Here is a 19,163-nt window from a genome sequence, read left to right on the forward strand (position 1 = left end):
GCCATGAAATTAAAGTCTTTATCATGCATCAATGTGCTTCTACTTGACAGTTTCCATAATTTATACCCTTGATGCATATAGGCTATATCCTTTAAACATGCTGTAAAAAATTTAAACTCTCTTTTTTAAGTTTTGTAAAGAAATATGACAAATTCAATATTGGAGTAATTTTGAGACTTTTTACCTCAACCAAATAATAGGCAGAAAAACTTGAATGATCTCTTTTCATAATGCATAAATAATTATTTTAGTAATTGTATCATGCTTTGTAAGATATGTAGCCAAAATGGGAAGAATACACTTATTTGAATTTGAAGACCAAAAGTGGTTTCCAACTTATTTAAGGAATTATGTCACTGACTTCTTACAGTTTTTGTCCAATAAGACAAAAATGTACAGGCCAATTATTCCAAAACTTAAAAAAATGCTACTAAAGGACAAAACACATCGTATGATCGATCTAGGTTCAGGCGGTGGTGGCGGTCTTATTTGGTTGAACTCTGAATTGACAAAAGACATTCCGGATCTGAAAATAATTTTGACTGACCTTTATCCCAACATTCTGGCATTCAAATTCGTTCAAAAGAAAGCAGACAATTTTGAGTTTGTGGAAAAGCCGGTTGATGCGAGAAAGGTGCCCGAGGAATTAAGTGGATTGAGAACCCAATTTTTATCTTTGCACCATTTTAAGCCAAAAGATGCAAAACTGATTCTGCAAAATGCCATTGACACAAAAAACTCAATTGCAATATTTGAAGGACAAGAAAGAAGCATTCCAAGTATTTTTGCTATGCTTTTATCTCCAATGAGCGTTTTGCTGGTCACACCATTTTTAAGACCCTTTAAAATCGGACGGATTATTTTTACCTATTTTATCCCAATAGTCCCGCTAATTGTGTTGTGGGACGGAGTTGTTTCATCATTGAGAACCTATTCAGTGAAAGAGATGAATGAACTTGTTGAGAACCTAAACGGAACAGAAAACTATGATTGGGAAATTGACAAAGTAAAGTCCGGACCGGGTGTTGTGCTTTATTTATTAGGAACCAAGAAAGAATGAATCCGTGCTACAAAAATGTATAATAAATAGGCAATCTATCGTAAAATCAAAGGTTTTGGTTCTGTGAGATCCACTACTTTAAATATACTAAACGTTGTACACCATTTAAAAAATGATATTTAAAAGACCTAAAATACTTATGACAATCATAGCCAAGTATATCGTAATTTTCTTTGGTATTTTTCTCATTGGAGTTGGTTTTTTAATGCTCCTGAAACCGGCAAAGGCAAGAGCTTATTTAAGACAAGCCGGAAGCACTAACCTGATCAATTATGTTGAGATTACGATTCGAATGATACCCGCGGCAGGGCTTGTTCTATATTCAGCATACTCGAAATTTCCTGAAATATTAAAGTATTTAGGTTGGTTCATGATCTTTACTTCTCTGGTCCTATATTTCGTGCCACGAAGAATTCATCATGGGTATGCACTGAGGTGTGCAAACGTTTTAACACCTAAATTAATGAGAGTGGTATCACCCTTCTCCATGCTATTTGGGATGGGAATAATCTATTCAGTACTATAAGGAACATATGATTTGAATTGAATAATTAAAATGAATTATATATGATGAAAAAATTATACATATTGACTTCTATTATCCTCCTTTCCTCATTTTCATCGGCCCTCAAGGCCCAAGAAAATGACTTTATAAAGGAATACTTGGAGCGAATGGAAAATTCAAAAAAGTATTTACTATTTGTTGCGGAAACAATGCCAGAGGATAAATACGATTACAAGGCGACGCCCGAATCAATGAGTTTTGCCGAAAACTTGATGCATATCGCTTGGGCTATGGATTGGCATAGTCAGTCTTTAATGGGCGGGCGAGAAGCAAGAGATTGGAATACCGACACAGAACTCAAGGTAGATAACAAATCAAAACAGGAGATGATTGACAAAATCAGCGAAACCTTTGATATTACCATGGATTTCATCTCAAATTTTGATCCAAACAAACTTGAGGATAGGTTGGACTATTTTGGAGCGAACAGAACAAAAAGACAGATCATGTTATTACTCGCAGACCACATCACGCACCATAGAGCACAAATGCTTGTCTCTATGCGATTGAACGGACTTAAACCGCCAAGATACGTTTTGTACCAATAATGAAAAAAAGAGAAACAAAACGGAATCAAAACAAAAAACGCGATCGAAATACCCAAACGAAATTCTACAATACAATGATCGGTAAAATTTCAAATAAGAGGTATTGAAAACCGGATAATACTACTTTTGTCAAATTGTTCAGCATTATATTCATTATGGAAAATATATCTCATACAGAGAATCAAATTCAATACGTCACTAATTTTCAAGACTTTGTTAGCGCTTCTTTTCATGGAAAAATAAATGCGATTTGTTGGAATCGCAAACTAGCAGGTGATTTTTCTGAAATTGTCAGACTGTTAGCGTCAAACGAAAATATAGCCGAAATTCAACCCAATGACCTTCTTAAACTTAAGTTGAGCGACCAGGGGCAGCTTGCTCGTGAAATTCTTTTAGAGGATCTCAAGACCTTGAAAGATCTTGGGGCCTGTCCAACGCTTAATCTGATCGAATACTATGACAGAGATGATGGCAATCCGCTTTTCCCAACGGATGTTTATTCATTTCATGTAGATCGCTCTCCTATTCCAGTCGACACCTTTTTATGCACTTACTGCGGCGAGTCTAGCGAAATATTACCAAACGCACAAGCCAGACAAAAAATACTTGTCCCCGAAATACGTGATGAACTTAAAAAAATATATCAAGTAGCAGAGGAAGATTTTGAATCATTTTTGAGTGAAAATTTCTTTGATCTGCACTATCTGGCCAAACCTGAGGCAAAGCCAATAAAGTTAGGTTTAGGCCATTTATACAGATTGGCTATTGATCACCCTAAAAGTAAAGTTCTCCCTTGTATTCATCGCGCACCAAAGGAAAAAAGTGGACAAAAAAGGCTATTATTGATCTGTTAAAGGCAATTGAAATATATACTCCGGTGAACTATTTGATGCACATAACCAACTTTGAAAATTTTAAGCATATACAAATAGTTTAGAAAAACATCTTTCATCAATGGCTAAGATAATAGGGACATAAGTGCTTCATCCCATTTTTTTGTGAATAACAAAGTCAGTCCTTTACTCGGAATTTTAAGCTTCTTAAGTCACATCCATGATTATACACTCACGTTTGTTCTCCTTAGAGACAAAATGATCGAATGAATGATTTACATTTGAAATAGAATTATACTAATAAATAACAACAATAAACCAATGAAGCAGTTAAGAAAGTCCTTTACAAATAAGGTAAATACCTTTAAAATTCTTTTCATTATTTGTGTTTTTTCTTTTCATTTTAGTGGGAAAGCACAAGTAAACTGGACAAGCAACGGGGATTCTTATTTTAAATTGGAAGAACATCAATTGGTTACCTATACCCTGCCTCATCATGATGTAAAAACTGTTATTTCAAAAGAACAACTTACACCAGCAGGAAAATCGGAGCCTTTAGAAGTCAAGCATTTTTCATTTTCAGAAGACCAACAAAAAATACTATTGTTTACCAATACAAAAAAAGTATGGAGACTAAATACGAAAGGAGATTATTGGGTTTTTAATTTTAAAACAAATACCCTAAGTCAAATTGGGAGAACCCTACCTCCTTCCTCTCTTAAGTTCGCAAAATTCTCTCCTGATGGGAATACTATAGCTTATGTCTCAGGAAACAATTTGTATAGTGAAGATTATGCAAGCGGAAACATTCAAGCATTAACCACCGATGGCACTGTTTCGTTAATTAATGGGACTTTTGATTGGGCATACGAGGAAGAATTTGCTTGTAGAGATGGATTTCGCTGGAGCCCTGACAGCAAATCCATTGCTTATTGGCAAATTGATGCAAGCGCAATCAAAAAGTTTTTTATGATCAATAATACAGATTCAATCTACGCTCAAATCATTCCCTTAGAGTATCCTAAAGTGGGTGAAAGCCCTTCTGCGTGTAAAGTTGGCGTTGTAAATCTATCAAATGCCAAAACAACTTGGATGGATGTTCCAGGAGATCCATCTCAAAATTATTTGGTGAGAATGGAGTTTATTCCAAGAACCAACGATCTTTTAATACAGCAATTAAACAGAAAACAAAACCAAAGCAAATTATTCATTGCCGATCCGTTAAGTGGAAGTACAAAAATGATTCAAGAAGAATCAGACATCGCATGGGTAGATTTATTTCAATTAGGCAATACCTATGCTTTAGATTACATCAATAATTTCAGTTTTATAGAAGAAACGAACAGCATTCTTTGGGCATCAGAAAAAGATGGATGGCGACACTTATACAAAATATCTTTAGAAGGTAAACCAGAAGTACTTATTACAAAGGGCGAATTTGATGTTATCGATATAAAACACATCAACTCAAAAGAAGGTTATGTATACTATTTAGCTTCGCCCGATAATGCCACGCAGAAGTATTTATATAAAACAAACTTAAATGGAAAAGGGGAAAACGAATTATTAAGCCCTAAAAGCTTAAAAGGAACTCACGATTACTCTTTTTCCTCCAATGGTACCTATGCTCAACATACCTTTACAAACCACTACACGCCATTTACGCGCGAATTTATTACCGTTGCTGATCACAAGGCTTTAAGCGAAAAAGAAAGTATTGCTTTTCAAATAAATAAGTTGGAAGTAAAACCAACCACCGAGTTCTTCAGGATAAAAACAGCAGACGATGTTGAAATGGACGGATGGATGGTAAAACCAACGAATTTCGATCCAACGAAAAAATATCCCGTGGTATTTTTTGTTTATTCTGAACCTGCGATGACCACAGTAAACGACACCTTTACTGCTGGCAGAAATAGGTTCTACGATGGAAATATGGCGGATGATGGTTACCTGTACATTTCTCTTGACAACAGAGGTACGCCTGCTCCAAAAGGACGGGAATGGAGGAAGTCTATTTACAAAAAAATTGGCGTCATCAATATAAATGATCAAGCAAAGGCTGCCCAAGAAATTTTGAAATGGGATTTTGTAGATGCTGAACGAGTAGCTGTGTGGGGTCATAGCGGAGGTGGTTCTGCTACATTGAATTTAATGTTTAGGTATCCTGAGATCTACAAAACGGGCATTGCACTCGCTGCAGTTGCAAATCAATTGACTTACGATAATATTTATCAAGAACGGTATATGGGCCTACCGCAAGAAAATATGGAAGATTTTAGGGTAGGCTCTCCCATTACCTATGCAAAAAAATTAGAAGGTAATTTACTGTACATCCATGGAACCGGAGATGATAATGTACATTATCAAAACGCAGAACTCTTGTTAAACGAGTTAATAAAATACAACAAGCAATTTCAATTTATGCCTTATCCAAACAGGTCTCATGGAATTAGAGAAGGGGAAGGAACCTTAAAACATTTGTCAACCTTATATACAAATTACTTGAAACTACACTGTCCTCCCGGTGGAAGATAATGTTTGGTAAAATACATATCATCATGTTAATTAAGGAATGAACAAAGAGACAGATATGGCGTGAGTAAGGAAATGAACAAAGAAGAGGATTTAAATTGCATTGCATTTTTACACAATACAAAATTACTCGAAAGCAACATTCTATTAATTGCTGCAATTTGTTGAACTTCTGACCTATATCAAAAAATAGGACTGTACTGGCGAAAATCTAACAAGACGTTGGCAAACAATAAATTGAGATCATTCCATTTGCGATATTTGAAAACTTCTTCAAAGAGAACTTAAAACCAAGCTGTTTTAACTCATTACCAGTTAAATACTATATCAAAAAACATTACTTTTATAAAGGCTAGATTTCTACTGCGAAAATGCAAAATATATTCAACACAATTGATTCATAGCAAACTATCAGGTGGCATTAAATGAATTATAGTAATGGACAGATACGCCGAAACCTTTGAAACCTGGAATAAAGTTGCCAAACAATACGAAGACAAGTTTATGGATTTGGACTTGTACAACGAGACCTATGCGTTTTTCTGTGCCTCAATTCCATCCGAAAATGCACATATACTCGATCTGGGTTGTGGTCCCGGAAATATTACCAAATATCTGCTAACAAATAGACCTGACTTTACTATTCTAGGAATTGATGTTGCCCCACAAATGGTTGAGCTGGCTAAAAAAAATAATCCTACAGCTAAGTTTAGCGTGATGGATGTTAGGAAGATCAACAAACTAAAAGCATCTTTTGATGGAATTGTTTGCGGTTTTTGCCTGCCATATTTATCTGAAAGCGATTGCCGGGAATTCATTTTTAATTGCAGCAGATTGCTTCATGATCATGGAATCATTTATTTGAGTTTTGTGGAAGGAGATTTAGATAAATCTCATTTTCAAGTTAGAAGTAACGGTGACAGGGTTTATTTCTATTACCATCCTATAGATCAAATTAAAAATCTCCTCACGCAGCATGGATTTAGTGAATTAAGGGCTTTTCAGGTAGAATATCAAAAAGGAGAAACGGAATTAGAAATACATACAATATTGACAGCCAGAAAAACAACGAACTAGCGATATAATTTGAACAAACCGAAAAATGACAGAAAAAGTAGAGGAATTAGACAATTATTTAGATAATCATTATATCCACCGCAGCAATTGGTTAAGAGCCGCTGTGCTTGGGGCGAACGATGGAATTTTGTCGACTGCGAGTATCGCCATCGGGGTTGCTGCCGCAAGCGATATACGAGAGCCTATTATTTTAGCAACCCTCGCAGGACTCGTTGCAGGTGCTTTATCCATGGCAGCCGGAGAATATGTTTCAGTAAGCTCACAAACTGACGTGGAGAATGCTGACATCGAACGTGAAAAGCAAGAACTCAAAGAAATGCCTAGTATCGAATTAGAAAGGTTAGCGGAAATTTATGAAAAAAGAGGTCTAAAGAAAGAAACTGCTTTAACTGTTGCTAAAGAATTAACAGAACACGATGCATTAGGCGCACATATAAGAGATGAATTAGGCATCAATGAAATTAGTCAGGCCAAACCATTGCAGGCGGCCTTTGCTTCCGGTGCTGCATTTACAGTTGGTGGATTACTTCCCTTTTTGGTTACCCTTTTTCTACCTTTAAAAAGTATGGAGTATTCACTTTACGGATTTGCATTATTTTTTCTGATCATATTGGGCGCTTTAGCGGCCAAAACCGGCGGATCAAGCGTTGGAAAAGCGATCATCAGAATTAGTTTCTGGGGAACAGTAGCCATGGGTCTTACGGCTTTGGTCGGTTATTTTTTCAATGTAAATATGGGATAAAATGAATAAAAAGAACAGTATATTTATCGCTACAAGTATCGATGGTTATATCGCTGATAAAAATGGCGGAATAGATTGGCTGCATGCCATTCCAAATCCAGATCATGAGGATATGGGTTATGGCGCATTTATGAATGAAATCGATGCCCTTTTGATGGGAAGAAGAACCTTTGAAACGGTACTTGGCTTTGATATGGATTGGCCTTATGACAAGCCGGTGTTCGTATTAAGCCATCAAATAAAAGTAATTCCAAAGCACCTTAAAGACAAAGTTTTTTTATGTAAAGGTTTATTGAATGAATTGTTAGAGCAGCTCCACAAAAAAGGTTTTTACCGACTTTATATTGACGGCGGAACAACGATCAGAGGTTTTCTGAAGGAAGATTTAATCGATGAAATGATACTTACCACAATCCCGATTTTATTGGGCGGTGGTGCTCCCCTGTTTTCAGAACTTCCATGCGAATTGAAATTTGATCTGATGGAAACAAAAACTTATTTGAACCAAATAACACAGCATCATTACAAACGTAAAAAATAAAATTTTTACACAATCAATTCTTTATTTTATCACTTTACTCAAAGTGATAAAATAAGTCCACTCTCTCACATAAAATATAATTCGGTGCAACATTGATCATCAGAAATTAAACTTATAAATGATTACTTTAGTAAGCATGTTAAATGTTGCATGTCATAAAACCAAAAAATGATGAGACTTATATTATTTGTTTTATCCCTCATCTTTACAACCATCAACATTAGTGGTCAGTATAAAGTTAATTTCATTCTGTCAGAAGTCCCTGAGGATAGCATTTTAAATGTGGGCATCAGAGGAAGTGTTGCTCCATTGAATTGGGAAAAGTCAATTCCACTGAAAAAAATGAATGGCCTCTATTCAATTTCTTTAGAATTTCAAGATGTAAGTGAGGATGTAGAGTTCAAGTTTGTGCGCTATAGGAATGACCGTGATCCTATTTGGGAAGGTATTCAAAATCGCACGATTTCTCTCGGTGCAAATGCTGATCATATATCAAATAATATATGGAATCAAGAGCAACTAGTAGATATCAGTAAATTAGAACCATTGGCTCCAGAACAGCTATTAGAAGATTTTGAGCTAATTAAAACCATGGTTTTAGATGTTCATCCGGGTACCTATAGATACAATAACAAAAAACAAATTACCGAGGCCTTAGAGGAACTAAAATCCTCTTTCAGCCAGTCACTAACTACCGGCGATGCATACCTGGCCATATCAAAACTTACAGCCCAATTAAAATGTGACCATACCAAAGCGGGATTTAACAATCAAAACAAAGTCATAAATTCAATAATCCATTATCAAAAAGATAAGCTTCCTTTTACCTTTCGCTGGATTGGTAATGAAATGATCGTGACACGTAATGCCTCGAATAATCAACTACTAAAAAGAGGAGTTCGGATTACAAGAATAAACAGTATCCCGGTAGAAGAAATCAAGGAGAAAATGATCTTATATGTAGGTGCAGATGGAGCAACAGATGCAAACAGAAGCTACAAACTAGAGGTGAATGGTTATGACTTTCGATATAATGCTTTCGATATTTTTTTTCCATTACTATATCCTCTAAATGGAAACAATGTCGCCTTAGAAATTGAAGATGATGAAACGGGAAAAGTAATGAATGTTGAAGTGTCTGCCTTATCTCGTGACGAACGAACTCAAATTTTAATGGAACGATATAGCGATTTCCCACAAAGTCGTGATGATTTATGGAAGTTTGAAGTACTGGGGGATAGTATTGGACTTCTCACAATGAACTCATTTGGACTTTTTGGTTGGAAGGCAATGACATTAGATTACAAAGATTTCTTATTTAAAACATTTGCAGAACTAAGGAGCCAAGGGATAAATCACCTTGTTATCGATATAAGAGAAAATACAGGCGGAGCTGATGAAATGTCTAATGAACTTTTTACTTATTTATCTAACGAGCCCTATCAATTGAAAAGAGAAGGAAGAACACGCTATATAAATTTTCCAGAATCGCTAAAACCTTATGTGCAAACTTGGGGGGATAATCCTTGGTATTTTAACCTTGAACCAAAGAATAATAATCCCATTGGTGGTTATTATATTTTTGAAGAGGCAAAAAATAAAAGTGAACCCATCAAACATGAGCTTTATAAAGGTCAGGTATACTTATTGGTGAGTTCTGCAAATACTTCCTTGGCTTTCTACACTGCCCAAAGATTTAAGCAACAACAAATCGGACCGACAATCGGACAAGAAACTGGTGGAAACCTTAATGATATCAATGGAGGTCAGATACTTTTTCTTCGTTTACCTAATTCTCAGATAGAAATAGATTTCCCTGTCATGGGAGGATTTTCTATAGATCCCCAACCCAATACGGGTGTAATACCAGATGTGGAAGTCATGGTTCGAAGGGAGGATATTTTGGAGAATAGAGATGCTGAAATTGAAACCGTTCTAAAGATAATAAAGGATGGCAGTAGACGATAAAGGCTAGATTTCCAGTAATTTCCATTTGGTTGCGACTGGGTTTATCCATAACGTTGGCAGTATTTTGATTAACACGACACACAAATATTAATTGAGTTAAAAAATTAATTTAATAAAAATAAGGAAAGTACAACAAGGTGGATAGCGATTATCTGTTCTCAATCCTATGAAAAAACCAATCAGAGATATAATGAGTATCGAAAAGGCATACAACATTTGGGCTGACCAATATGACACTAACTTGAATAAAACACGAGATTTAGACAAAATAGCGACAATCGAAACGCTAAATAAGCTCAAATTTTCAAAGGTGATAGAATTGGGTTGCGGAACCGGAAAAAATACAATTTATCTGTTAAAAAAAGCGGATAAAGTTATTGGATTAGACTTTTCCCAAGAAATGCTGAATAAAGCCAAAGAAAAAATCCAAGACAAACGAGTGCAATTTAATAGAGCAGACTTTACAACAAAATGGAATATTGAAAATAATTATGCGGATTTAATAACATGTAATCTAGTACTTGAGCATGTTAAAAATTTAGATTTTGTTTTTGATCAAGCAAACCAAAAATTAAAATGTGATGGTTATTTTTTCATCAGTGAACTTCATCCATTCAAACAATATTCAGGCAGTAAGGCCAAATTTGAAACTGAAAACGGAATACAGGAATTAGAAACTTATGTTCATCATATTTCTGAATATTTGAACGCAGCGAAGAAAAATGGTTTTGAATTGGTGGAAATAAAAGAATGGTTTGATGAAGTAAATAAAGCTGGAATTCCAAGACTGATCGGAATCTTATGGCGGAAAAATTCTTAGCTTGAATTTTGATCAGTCAAACCAAAATAGTTCCTTAGGAAATAATGTAACCTCTGTTCTAAAATTTCCAATATTCATTTTAGGCATTCTTCTTTTGGTTTATTTAGATAAAAGAACAAATCTTTGAGCGCGCATTAAAAGGATGTTGTAAAAATTTTAGTAACACCTCAAAATATGCCCCACGTTCATGCGAAACCAAATTAGACCGGGTCAATTTTTTGGCATGGTTTCCAATAAATATACCTGTAAAAAAAAATAGTGATTTGTTTATGGATACTGGGCAATACTTTATTCGGGCAAACCCCGGGGAAAAAAATTGCATGCCCGGTTGTACTTTTTGACACCCTTAAAATTAATCGAGGAGATATTCTATATTTAGCTAAGGGCACTAACCCTGATACCGGTCAATTTATTCATATTTACGCCCCTAAAAACACCCCCTTCCATTAGCAAAAGATCTCCTTGCCGGCTTTTTTTTGGATAATACCGATTTTGAAACTAAAGCGATACCTCAACAGAATTTAGATAAGTTATTTGAAAATAGACAATTAGCAATCAAAAGTTTCAGTAAACTGTCTTCCAAAAAAACGAAAAAAAATTCTAGGAGTTGTGGATATGAAGCAAATACAATTTATCGAGGGAGCATTTTTTAATGATATTGTCTTAGACCTAGAATCGGCAATAAGTTCAGGAGAAATAATTAAAATAAGTGCTCATGAATTAACCGAGAAACCAACAGAAAAATTATTGTTTATACCCTTTGAGATATCTAGCCAAGGTATCAAGCCCGTCATTGTAACAATCAATGATATAAGCCAAAATGAAATTTACAACAAGGCAGTTCAATGGGCCGATCTGTATTATAATGTTAAAAATCAGATCGACATTACAAAAGTTCCGAATAAAAACATGACCATACATGATTTTGCTTTAAATATAAAATTTAGCAGAATTATGGGACAGGTTCTTTTTGTTGATATGCCCTATTTTTATACAATAGATTTTTCTGATGGTGAAATTACAATGTCATTTAGGTTAGGGGATGAAAATGGGGAGGCCAACAAAATAAGTCTGATTTTTATCGCAGAAGCTGAAAAAATGATAAATGATCTATCATATTTTATGGTAGATTATATCATGAAATAATCATTATCTATCTTTTTAAATAAACAGCAAGAAATGGAGCAAACTTATTTCAAATTAATCCTTTTCAAACAGGTCTTTTTCACTTCTGCATTCAAGATCCGGATATAGAAAACCTAACCAAAAGAATCGTGGACGCCGGTGGTAAACAGAGAATGCCTATTCGTGAATATTACCCAAATGAAAAGCCGTATAAAATGGTTTATGTAGAAGATCCATTTGGCATCGTATTCGAAATTTATACACATAGCTATGAATTAACCTATTCTTCGGGAGCCTATCAAGAATAAAAAACGAGTACTGTCATATCTGTCAATGATCTCGGCAGATAGTTTTCTTTTAGTTCTAACCATATAGGCCGTAGATAAATCAGTTTAGCCGCAGAATTAACCAAGGTTGATGCGGTGCGCGCAGCAATTTAGATCAAATATCCAATCATCTTAAAGAAGTTTCACAACCGTAAACTAGAAAATATTCTGGATAACTTTAAATGCTTAAATTTTTGTGCGAAAATGGTTTTTGTATCTTTGAACGAATAAAAAAAACAAACCATGCGAAACACTTTCATTTACATTTTTTCACTTGTCCTTTTATGGAGCTGTAAGCAGTCAAACGAACCAAGTACACAAGAAATTAAAGCGGATAAAACAGTAAATTTAGATAATTTTACTTCTATGCAGATGACTGGCGTTGAGCCATTCTCAATTGATGTCGATTTAGAAGGTGCTGTAAATCGTTTATCAAAAGCAGTAACATATAAAACGATATCGAACCAAAACCGAGATGATTTTGACACTAAAGCTTTTGAGGATTATCATAAATTTTTAGAGCAATCGTACCCATTGGTGCATAAAACGCTCAAGAAAGAACTACATGGAAACCCAAGGCCTTATAGTTTACTATACACTTGGGAAGGCAAAGATTCGAGCTTAGAGCCGGCCTTATTTTATGCACATCAGGATGTGGTTCCTGTTCCTGCTGATTCCAGAGACCAGTGGAAAGAAGATCCTTTTGCAGGCACTGTGAAGGATGGTTATATCTGGGGACGTGGTGTTTTGGATGATAAAAATCAAATCCACGCTATTTTAGAAGCTGCCGAAATGAAAATAAAAGAAGGTTGGCAACCCTCTAGAACCATTTATTTTGTATTTGGACAAGATGAAGAAGTTGGAGGTGCCGAAGGTGCCAAAATAATAGCTGATGTATTAGAAGAGAGAGGTATTGAGAGATTTGCCTATGTTATGGATGAATCGGCTCCTTTAACACCAGGTATATTCCCAGGTATTGAAGAAAACACAGCCTTAATAGGTATTGCTCAAAAAGGTTTTATTAGTTTAGAACTAGCTATACATGGGGTTGGAGGACACTCTTCTATGCCTCCTGAAGAGTCTAACATAGGTATTTTAGCTGAAGCGATTACCAAGTTAGAAGCTGCTCAGTTTCCTTACAAAATACACCCAGCCGTACGTCAACAATACTTATATATGGGTCCTGAATTGGATGAAGAAAATCAGCCTCTATATGCTGCTGTTGCTTTTGGAAAAGATGATGAAATGACTGAAATGGAACAAAAATTCATCGATGTTATGTCTAAAAACGAAGTAACCAGAGCCATGTTGCATACAACCATCGCCGTAACCATGTTTAATGCTGGAATCAAAGACAATGTGTTACCGCCTTCAGCAACTGCTGTTGTGAATTTCAGACCAATGCCTGGTGATACACCTGAAGTGATTATGGAACATGTTAAAAAAGCGATAAATGATGATCGTATTGAAATTAGAGACATTTCTGCATCTACACCGGCTACCAATATTGCAGATGCCAATGGTCCTGGTTATAAAATGCTAGAAAAAACAATCCGTCAAATTTATGGCAATGATTTAATTGTGTCGCCTTTCTTTGTGGTTGGTGGATCAGACTCTAAACATTTTCAAGCCAGAGATTTTGCGCCCGATGTGTATACGATTACAGCTATCCAATTAGAAAACACAGAAGAATTTAAAGGGTTTCACGGTGTAAATGAACGTATTTTGGTAGATGAGTACGCCAAATCTATAGGCTTCTTCTATCAGATTTTTGGTAACCTGGAAGAGCTATAAATACTAGATTAAGGGTGAAAAACCACTTAAAAACATTATTCAGTCACGGATGCGAAAAATCTTTGTTGTGATTATTTAGGATAGTAAAGTGTACACTAATTCAATAAATGTTATTATAAACTGATCAAGAATCAAACGGATGTATAATTTTAATCTCAAGGTTTTAAAGTATTTTAAATTTATATTGATTATAATTCTTTTACAACTGCCATATCAGTTATTGGCCCAAGAAGAAACCTCTAAAGATTCTATACATAATCAATTAACAATTCCTCAAAAAGATGTAAAGGAAGTTATTCTGGAAACCGCTAGAGAAAAGCTTGTGAATGAGGAATTTCCCGGTTCTTGGCCTATGTTTAGTACCGATTTACGAATGAAAATTGGAGGATATGCAAAAGTTGATTTAATTTATGATTTTGACGGTACGACAGATAAAAGTCAATTTTTAATGAATTCTATTCCGGTTGAGGGAGAACCTGAGTTTGGTAATGAAGGATATATTTCTTTTCTAGCTAAAGAAACGCGTATTAATATAGACATCCGACGTTTTTCAGAAAACAAAATACCACTACAGTTATTTATCGAAGGTGACTTTTTTACAGAAAACAATCGATTTAGAATTAGACATGCCTATATCACGGCTGGAGATTTTATCATTGGACAAACCTGGACTACCTTATCCTTCTTAGAATCCATGGCCGCCATGATTGATTTTGCTGCCGGAGATGCCCTGTTTGGCGGACGATCGATTCAAATTAGATATCAAAAAGATATATCCAATAAAATAATGATCGTTGCCGGACTCGAGTACTTAAATTCATTAGGTATTGAAAACGCAAATAACTTGTTGGGACAGCCTAATGTGAAATTGCCCTTATTAGCCTTAAGATTAGATTATAAATGGAAATCAGGAGTCTTATGGTTAGGTTCAAGTATTGCTCAATTGCGCTGGGATGGTGGCAATGAGGGTCCAAGTGATCAGATTGCTCAAATTGCATTTGTGGTTGCTGGTCGTCAATATATCGGCAAGAATAATTATTTCACTTTTAACCTAAATTCAGGTAATGCTTATGGTGAAAACATTATTTCATTTGCAGGAAGTGACGCAAATGCGGTACTCGATGAAAATGGACAATTGGAAGGAATTCCGGCATTATCTGCTATGGTAGGTTTTATGCATCGCTGGGCACCAGGTTTGGAGTCTAATTTTAATTATGCCTATGGCTGGTTAGATGCCCCGGATTCCAGGGCAGATTTTGCCTTAAAACGCGGTGGTGTCGGTCATTTAAATTTAATCTATCATTTTGATAAAAATTTCTCTATAGGAACTGAATATATGTGGGGTGCTCAGAGAACCGCAAATGACGCCTATGGTTCGGCCCACAGAATTCAATCCATGGCCAAATTTGAATTTTAAATTTCATTAAACAAATAAAAAATGCATATCAAGTATTTAATCATAATTACCCTGGTACTCTTAATGATTGATCCACTTTTCGCTCAACGAGATGAGCAAGTAAAAAGCTCTGCTGATTTGGCTAAAGAATTAGCCAATCCAAATGCTACTGTGGGTCAGATGTTGTTTCCAATTGATTTTATTGGGTATCATGGAGATCTAAGTGATGCTAGTGGCCAGAGTGCTACAATTATAAATTTTCAACCTTCATTGCCTATCCCCCTTTCAGAAGGCTTAAACCTATATGTTAGACCTTTGATCCCTATGTATATTTCTCAGCCAACAATTACACCCAATGGTTTTGAACAGGAATCAAGTTTCGGAAACATCAGTGCTGATGTGGCTGTAGGAAAAACTTGGCCTTCAAAATGGATTACGCTAGTTGGTGTATTTGGTGGATTTAGAACAGCTTCTAATGAAGCCCTTAGAGCGAGTTACACAACGCTAGGTCCAGAGTTTATGGTGGCAAAATTAACCGGTTTTGGAGCTTTGGGAATTATCGTGAGTCATGCATGGAGTGTCGGCAGTGCAAAGGATGCAGACCCCTTTAGCTCAACGATATTAGCCGATTCCAATTGGATGACGGCCAACGCGGTTCAAGACGGCGTTAGTATAACAGCAGGACAATATTTCTACACGATCAATCTCGAAAATGGTTGGCAAGTTACAGCATCACCTACCTATGCTTACAATCATAATGCGAGTGATGGAAACAAATTGACCTTACCTCTTGGTACCGGAGTTCAAAAAGTTGTGAAGGCAGGAAAAATGCCGATTAGATTTGGAGCGCAATATTGGTACTATGTAGCCTCGCCTGATGCTTTTGGCCCTCAACATCAGCTCCGATTAACCATCGCACCTGTCATTCCATTGCCATGGTAAAGATCTAATTACAATTACATAAAATTATAAATGTCTAAAAAAATCTGACTTTTCGCACAATATTTTGTCTATAAGATTGAACTATCAAAGTAAATTAAACTGTCAAAAACAATAGAATCAAAAAACTTAAACATTTACCCTAAACTAAATACCATTAATACGCTCTAAATTTATTAACTCATAGCTCCTGTTTTTTTGCTACTATTTCATCAAATTAATTTCGGCGATATTCTTTATTCTGTTTCTTTCTAAGAAAGCATCGATGGTTTCAAAATGCTCAATCACGCGTTGGTCTTTAAATTCAAATACTTTTTGAGATAGACCTTGAAGAAAATCTCTGTCGTGCGAAACCAGAATCATCGTTCCATCATAAGTGGCCAAAGCTTCTTTTAAAACATCTTTCGATTTGAGATCCAAATGATTCGTTGGCTCATCCAAAATAAGCAAATTCACAGGTTCTAGGAGTAATTTTACCATGGCCAGTCTGGTTTTTTCTCCACCTGATAACAAGCTTACTTTTTTATCAAGATCGTCTCCGCTAAACATAAACCGACCTAAAATATTCTTGATTTGGGTACGTATTTCTCCTTCGGCTACCTCATCAACCGTTTGAAAAACAGTTAATTCCGGATCTAACAATGATGCTTGATTTTGTGCGAAATAGCCCACTTTTGTATTATGCCCAAGTTGGCAGGTACCCTCTACCTCTATTTCATTCAAGATCGCCTTGATCATGGTCGATTTTCCTTCACCATTTCTTCCTACAAATGAAACTTTTTCACCGCGGGCAATTGCCATATTGGCTCCTTTAAAAACCACCTTTTCTCCATAGGATTTTGTCACATCTTTAACGGTTACCGGATAATCACCCGAACGTGGGGCCGGAGGAAAACGTAATTTTAAAGCCGAATTATCGATCTCATCAATTTCGATGATCTCTAATTTTTCAAGCATTCTTTCTCTCGAAGAAACCTGGTTTGTTTTAGAATAAGTTCCTTTAAAACGCTCAATAAATGCTTTGTTATCTGCAATCATTTTTTGCTGCTCTTGGTAGGCTTTGAGTTGATGTGCCCTCCTATCTGCACGCAATTGTAGGTAATGTGAATAATTGGCTTTATAGTCATAAATCCTACCCATCGTTACCTCTATGGTGCGGTTGGTAATATTATCTATAAAGGCACGGTCGTGAGAAATAACCATCACAGCATTGGCATTGTTCACCAAAAAATTTTCCAGCCAAATGACAGATTCTATATCGATATGGTTGGTTGGCTCATCCAACAAAATCAAATCTGGTTTTTGTAATAGTATTTTTGCCAGTTCAATGCGCATTCTCCATCCACCACTAAATTCTTTCGTTTGTCTTTTAAAATCTTCTTGCTTAAAACCCAATCCCTTCAATGCCTTTTCAACTTCAGCATCGTAATTCACTTCTTCTAAAAGGTAAAATTTTTCACCGAGATCAGAAACGCGTTCAATAATGGCCATATAAGCATCACTCTCATAATCAGTTCTAGTTTCGAGCTCTTTATTAAGCGCCTCCATTTCTGCTTTCATGTCGAACACTTGTTTAAAAGCCTTTGCGGCTTCCTCGAAAACAGTGCAATCGTCTTCCGTGAGCAAATGTTGAGGCAAATATGCGATAACGGCATCTTTTGGCGCTCTTACATTTCCACGGGTTGCTTGTTTCTCTCCGGCAATGATCTTCATCATCGTAGATTTTCCTGCGCCATTTTTTCCCATCAATGCAATTTTATCATTCGGGTTAATTACAAATGAAACATTGCTAAACAAAGTTGTTCCGCCAAATTCTACCGCCAAATTATCTACTGAAATCATCTTCTTTTTTTAAAGCGGCAAAAATATTAAAAACTTTAGTGCTAAAATCCTTTTCTAACACTCTTTGCAAAAAAGATTTGTAGCTTCGTGTAAAATGAATCCAAATCTATCAAAAAATGAAACTTAGTTCTGACATCATCGCTTGTATGAAGAGGAGTGTTCTGTGCTGGTTAGCCACTGTATCTAAAGACAGTATGCCTAATGTATCTCCCAAAGAAATTTTTTGTGATTACGGCGAAGATCATATAATTGTGGCCAATATTGCCTCTCCACAGACAGTAAAAAACTTACGAATAAACCAGAATGTTTGCCTCAGTTTTATAGATATTTTTGTTCAAAAGGGATATCAAATCAAAGGTAATTCGGAAATCGTAGATCGAACAAATCCGGAATTTGAAAAAATGCATATTAAATTATCAAAGATGACGAAAGGTAAATTTCCTATTACTAATATCATTTTAATTTTTGCTACAAGTACAAAGCAAATTGTTGCTCCCAGCTATTTATTCTATCCGGAAACCACAGAACAGCAACAAATTGATGCAGCTAAAAAAACCTATAGATTTTTATAAATATAAAAATACATCCACCATGACTAAAAATTTAATTTTTTATTGTTTTATGATTTTGTCTACCCCATTTTACGGGCAGAACTTTATTGGCGAAAAGGAGGAGATTGACCAAATTTTAAAAAATATCTCAAAGTTTTCTGCGCATGTGGTCAATTCGGACCATATAAGCATTGGTAAAGCCTATACATCTGATGCAAAGATCTTTCCGAATAACAAGGATATCATTTTGGGTACAAATGATATTACAAATTATTGGAAAAAAATAGATGGATCCCGTACCATTGCACATAAAATTACTCCCCTAGAAATTAAAGTAATCGGTAATGAAGCTTACGATTATGGATATTATGAAGGAACAACGAAAACTTCAGATGGAAAAGAAACTTCATGGAAGGGCAAATATGTTATTGTTTGGAAAAAAGTAGAAAAAGATTGGAAAATATATTTGGATATTTGGAATAGAATAGCGGAATAGATAAA

General features: G+C 35.5%; 16 protein-coding genes and 1 pseudogene. 16 read left to right on the forward strand and 1 reads right to left on the reverse strand.

Annotated features, from left to right (window positions below):
* The first annotated feature begins 286 nt into the window (after positions 1-286).
* From ACFQ39_RS12580 to ACFQ39_RS12645, 14 genes and pseudogenes are all read left to right on the forward strand, one after another.
* Positions 287-1,060, forward strand: coding sequence for a hypothetical protein (locus ACFQ39_RS12580; protein WP_377179451.1), 774 nt, complete (start codon positions 287-289; stop codon positions 1,058-1,060).
* Positions 1,061-1,627: 567 nt separating this feature from the next.
* Positions 1,628-2,173 carry a DinB family protein gene (locus ACFQ39_RS12585; RefSeq protein ID WP_377179453.1) on the forward strand — a complete coding sequence of 182 codons (546 nt, stop codon included), beginning with the start codon at positions 1,628-1,630 and terminating at the stop codon, positions 2,171-2,173.
* Positions 2,174-2,328: 155 nt separating this feature from the next.
* Positions 2,329-3,027, forward strand: coding sequence for a hypothetical protein (locus ACFQ39_RS12590; protein WP_377179455.1), 699 nt, complete (start codon positions 2,329-2,331; stop codon positions 3,025-3,027).
* Between the two features lie 300 nt (positions 3,028-3,327).
* On the forward strand, positions 3,328-5,544 hold the full coding sequence (locus ACFQ39_RS12595; RefSeq protein WP_377179457.1) for a S9 family peptidase: 2,217 nt from the start codon (positions 3,328-3,330) through the stop codon (positions 5,542-5,544).
* A gap of 435 nt (positions 5,545-5,979) precedes the next feature.
* The gene (locus ACFQ39_RS12600; RefSeq protein ID WP_377179459.1) at positions 5,980-6,618 is read left to right on the forward strand and encodes a class I SAM-dependent DNA methyltransferase; all 639 of its coding nucleotides are present in this window, start codon (positions 5,980-5,982) and stop codon (positions 6,616-6,618) included.
* A gap of 25 nt (positions 6,619-6,643) precedes the next feature.
* On the forward strand, positions 6,644-7,360 hold the full coding sequence (locus ACFQ39_RS12605; RefSeq protein ID WP_377179461.1) for a VIT1/CCC1 transporter family protein: 717 nt from the start codon (positions 6,644-6,646) through the stop codon (positions 7,358-7,360).
* A gap of 1 nt (position 7,361) precedes the next feature.
* Positions 7,362-7,901 carry a dihydrofolate reductase family protein gene (locus ACFQ39_RS12610; protein ID WP_377179463.1) on the forward strand — a complete coding sequence of 180 codons (540 nt, stop codon included), beginning with the start codon at positions 7,362-7,364 and terminating at the stop codon, positions 7,899-7,901.
* A 168-nt stretch (positions 7,902-8,069) separates the two neighbouring features.
* On the forward strand, positions 8,070-9,869 hold the full coding sequence (locus tag ACFQ39_RS12615) for a S41 family peptidase (protein WP_377179465.1): 1,800 nt from the start codon (positions 8,070-8,072) through the stop codon (positions 9,867-9,869).
* 166 nt (positions 9,870-10,035) lie between these two features.
* A complete protein-coding gene (locus ACFQ39_RS12620; protein ID WP_377179467.1) occupies positions 10,036-10,689 on the forward strand; it encodes a class I SAM-dependent DNA methyltransferase in 654 nt (217 codons plus the stop codon).
* Between the two features lie 615 nt (positions 10,690-11,304).
* Entirely contained in the window at positions 11,305-11,835 is a 531-nt protein-coding gene (locus ACFQ39_RS12625) for a DUF4468 domain-containing protein (protein WP_377179469.1), read from the forward strand.
* A 50-nt stretch (positions 11,836-11,885) separates the two neighbouring features.
* A pseudogene (locus ACFQ39_RS12630) lies at positions 11,886-12,122 on the forward strand (VOC family protein); the annotation flags it as partial.
* 261 nt (positions 12,123-12,383) lie between these two features.
* Entirely contained in the window at positions 12,384-13,934 is a 1,551-nt protein-coding gene (locus ACFQ39_RS12635) for a M20 family peptidase (protein ID WP_377179471.1), read from the forward strand.
* Between the two features lie 139 nt (positions 13,935-14,073).
* Positions 14,074-15,351: a DcaP family trimeric outer membrane transporter gene (locus tag ACFQ39_RS12640; protein WP_377179473.1), complete on the forward strand. Its 1,278-nt coding sequence runs from the start codon at positions 14,074-14,076 to the stop codon at positions 15,349-15,351.
* Positions 15,352-15,372: 21 nt separating this feature from the next.
* Positions 15,373-16,272 carry a hypothetical protein gene (locus ACFQ39_RS12645; protein WP_377179475.1) on the forward strand — a complete coding sequence of 300 codons (900 nt, stop codon included), beginning with the start codon at positions 15,373-15,375 and terminating at the stop codon, positions 16,270-16,272.
* A gap of 201 nt (positions 16,273-16,473) precedes the next feature.
* On the opposite strand, the gene ACFQ39_RS12655 is transcribed toward ACFQ39_RS12645, so the two are convergent.
* Complete coding sequence (locus ACFQ39_RS12655; RefSeq protein WP_449289252.1) at positions 16,474-18,111, reverse strand: ABC-F family ATP-binding cassette domain-containing protein; 1,638 nt, start codon at positions 18,109-18,111, stop codon at positions 16,474-16,476.
* A 116-nt stretch (positions 18,112-18,227) separates the two neighbouring features.
* Between ACFQ39_RS12655 and ACFQ39_RS12660 the strand changes: the two genes are divergently transcribed.
* Together ACFQ39_RS12660 and ACFQ39_RS12665 are read left to right on the forward strand one after the other, a co-directional pair.
* A complete protein-coding gene (locus tag ACFQ39_RS12660; protein ID WP_377179477.1) occupies positions 18,228-18,683 on the forward strand; it encodes a pyridoxamine 5'-phosphate oxidase family protein in 456 nt (151 codons plus the stop codon).
* Between the two features lie 19 nt (positions 18,684-18,702).
* On the forward strand, positions 18,703-19,158 hold the full coding sequence (locus ACFQ39_RS12665; RefSeq protein WP_377179479.1) for a YybH family protein: 456 nt from the start codon (positions 18,703-18,705) through the stop codon (positions 19,156-19,158).
* Positions 19,159-19,163 lie beyond the last annotated feature (5 nt).

Origin of the sequence: Namhaeicola litoreus (genome assembly GCF_042679565.1) — a bacterium.
In the GTDB taxonomy this organism is placed as follows: domain Bacteria; phylum Bacteroidota; class Bacteroidia; order Flavobacteriales; family Flavobacteriaceae; genus Namhaeicola; species Namhaeicola litoreus.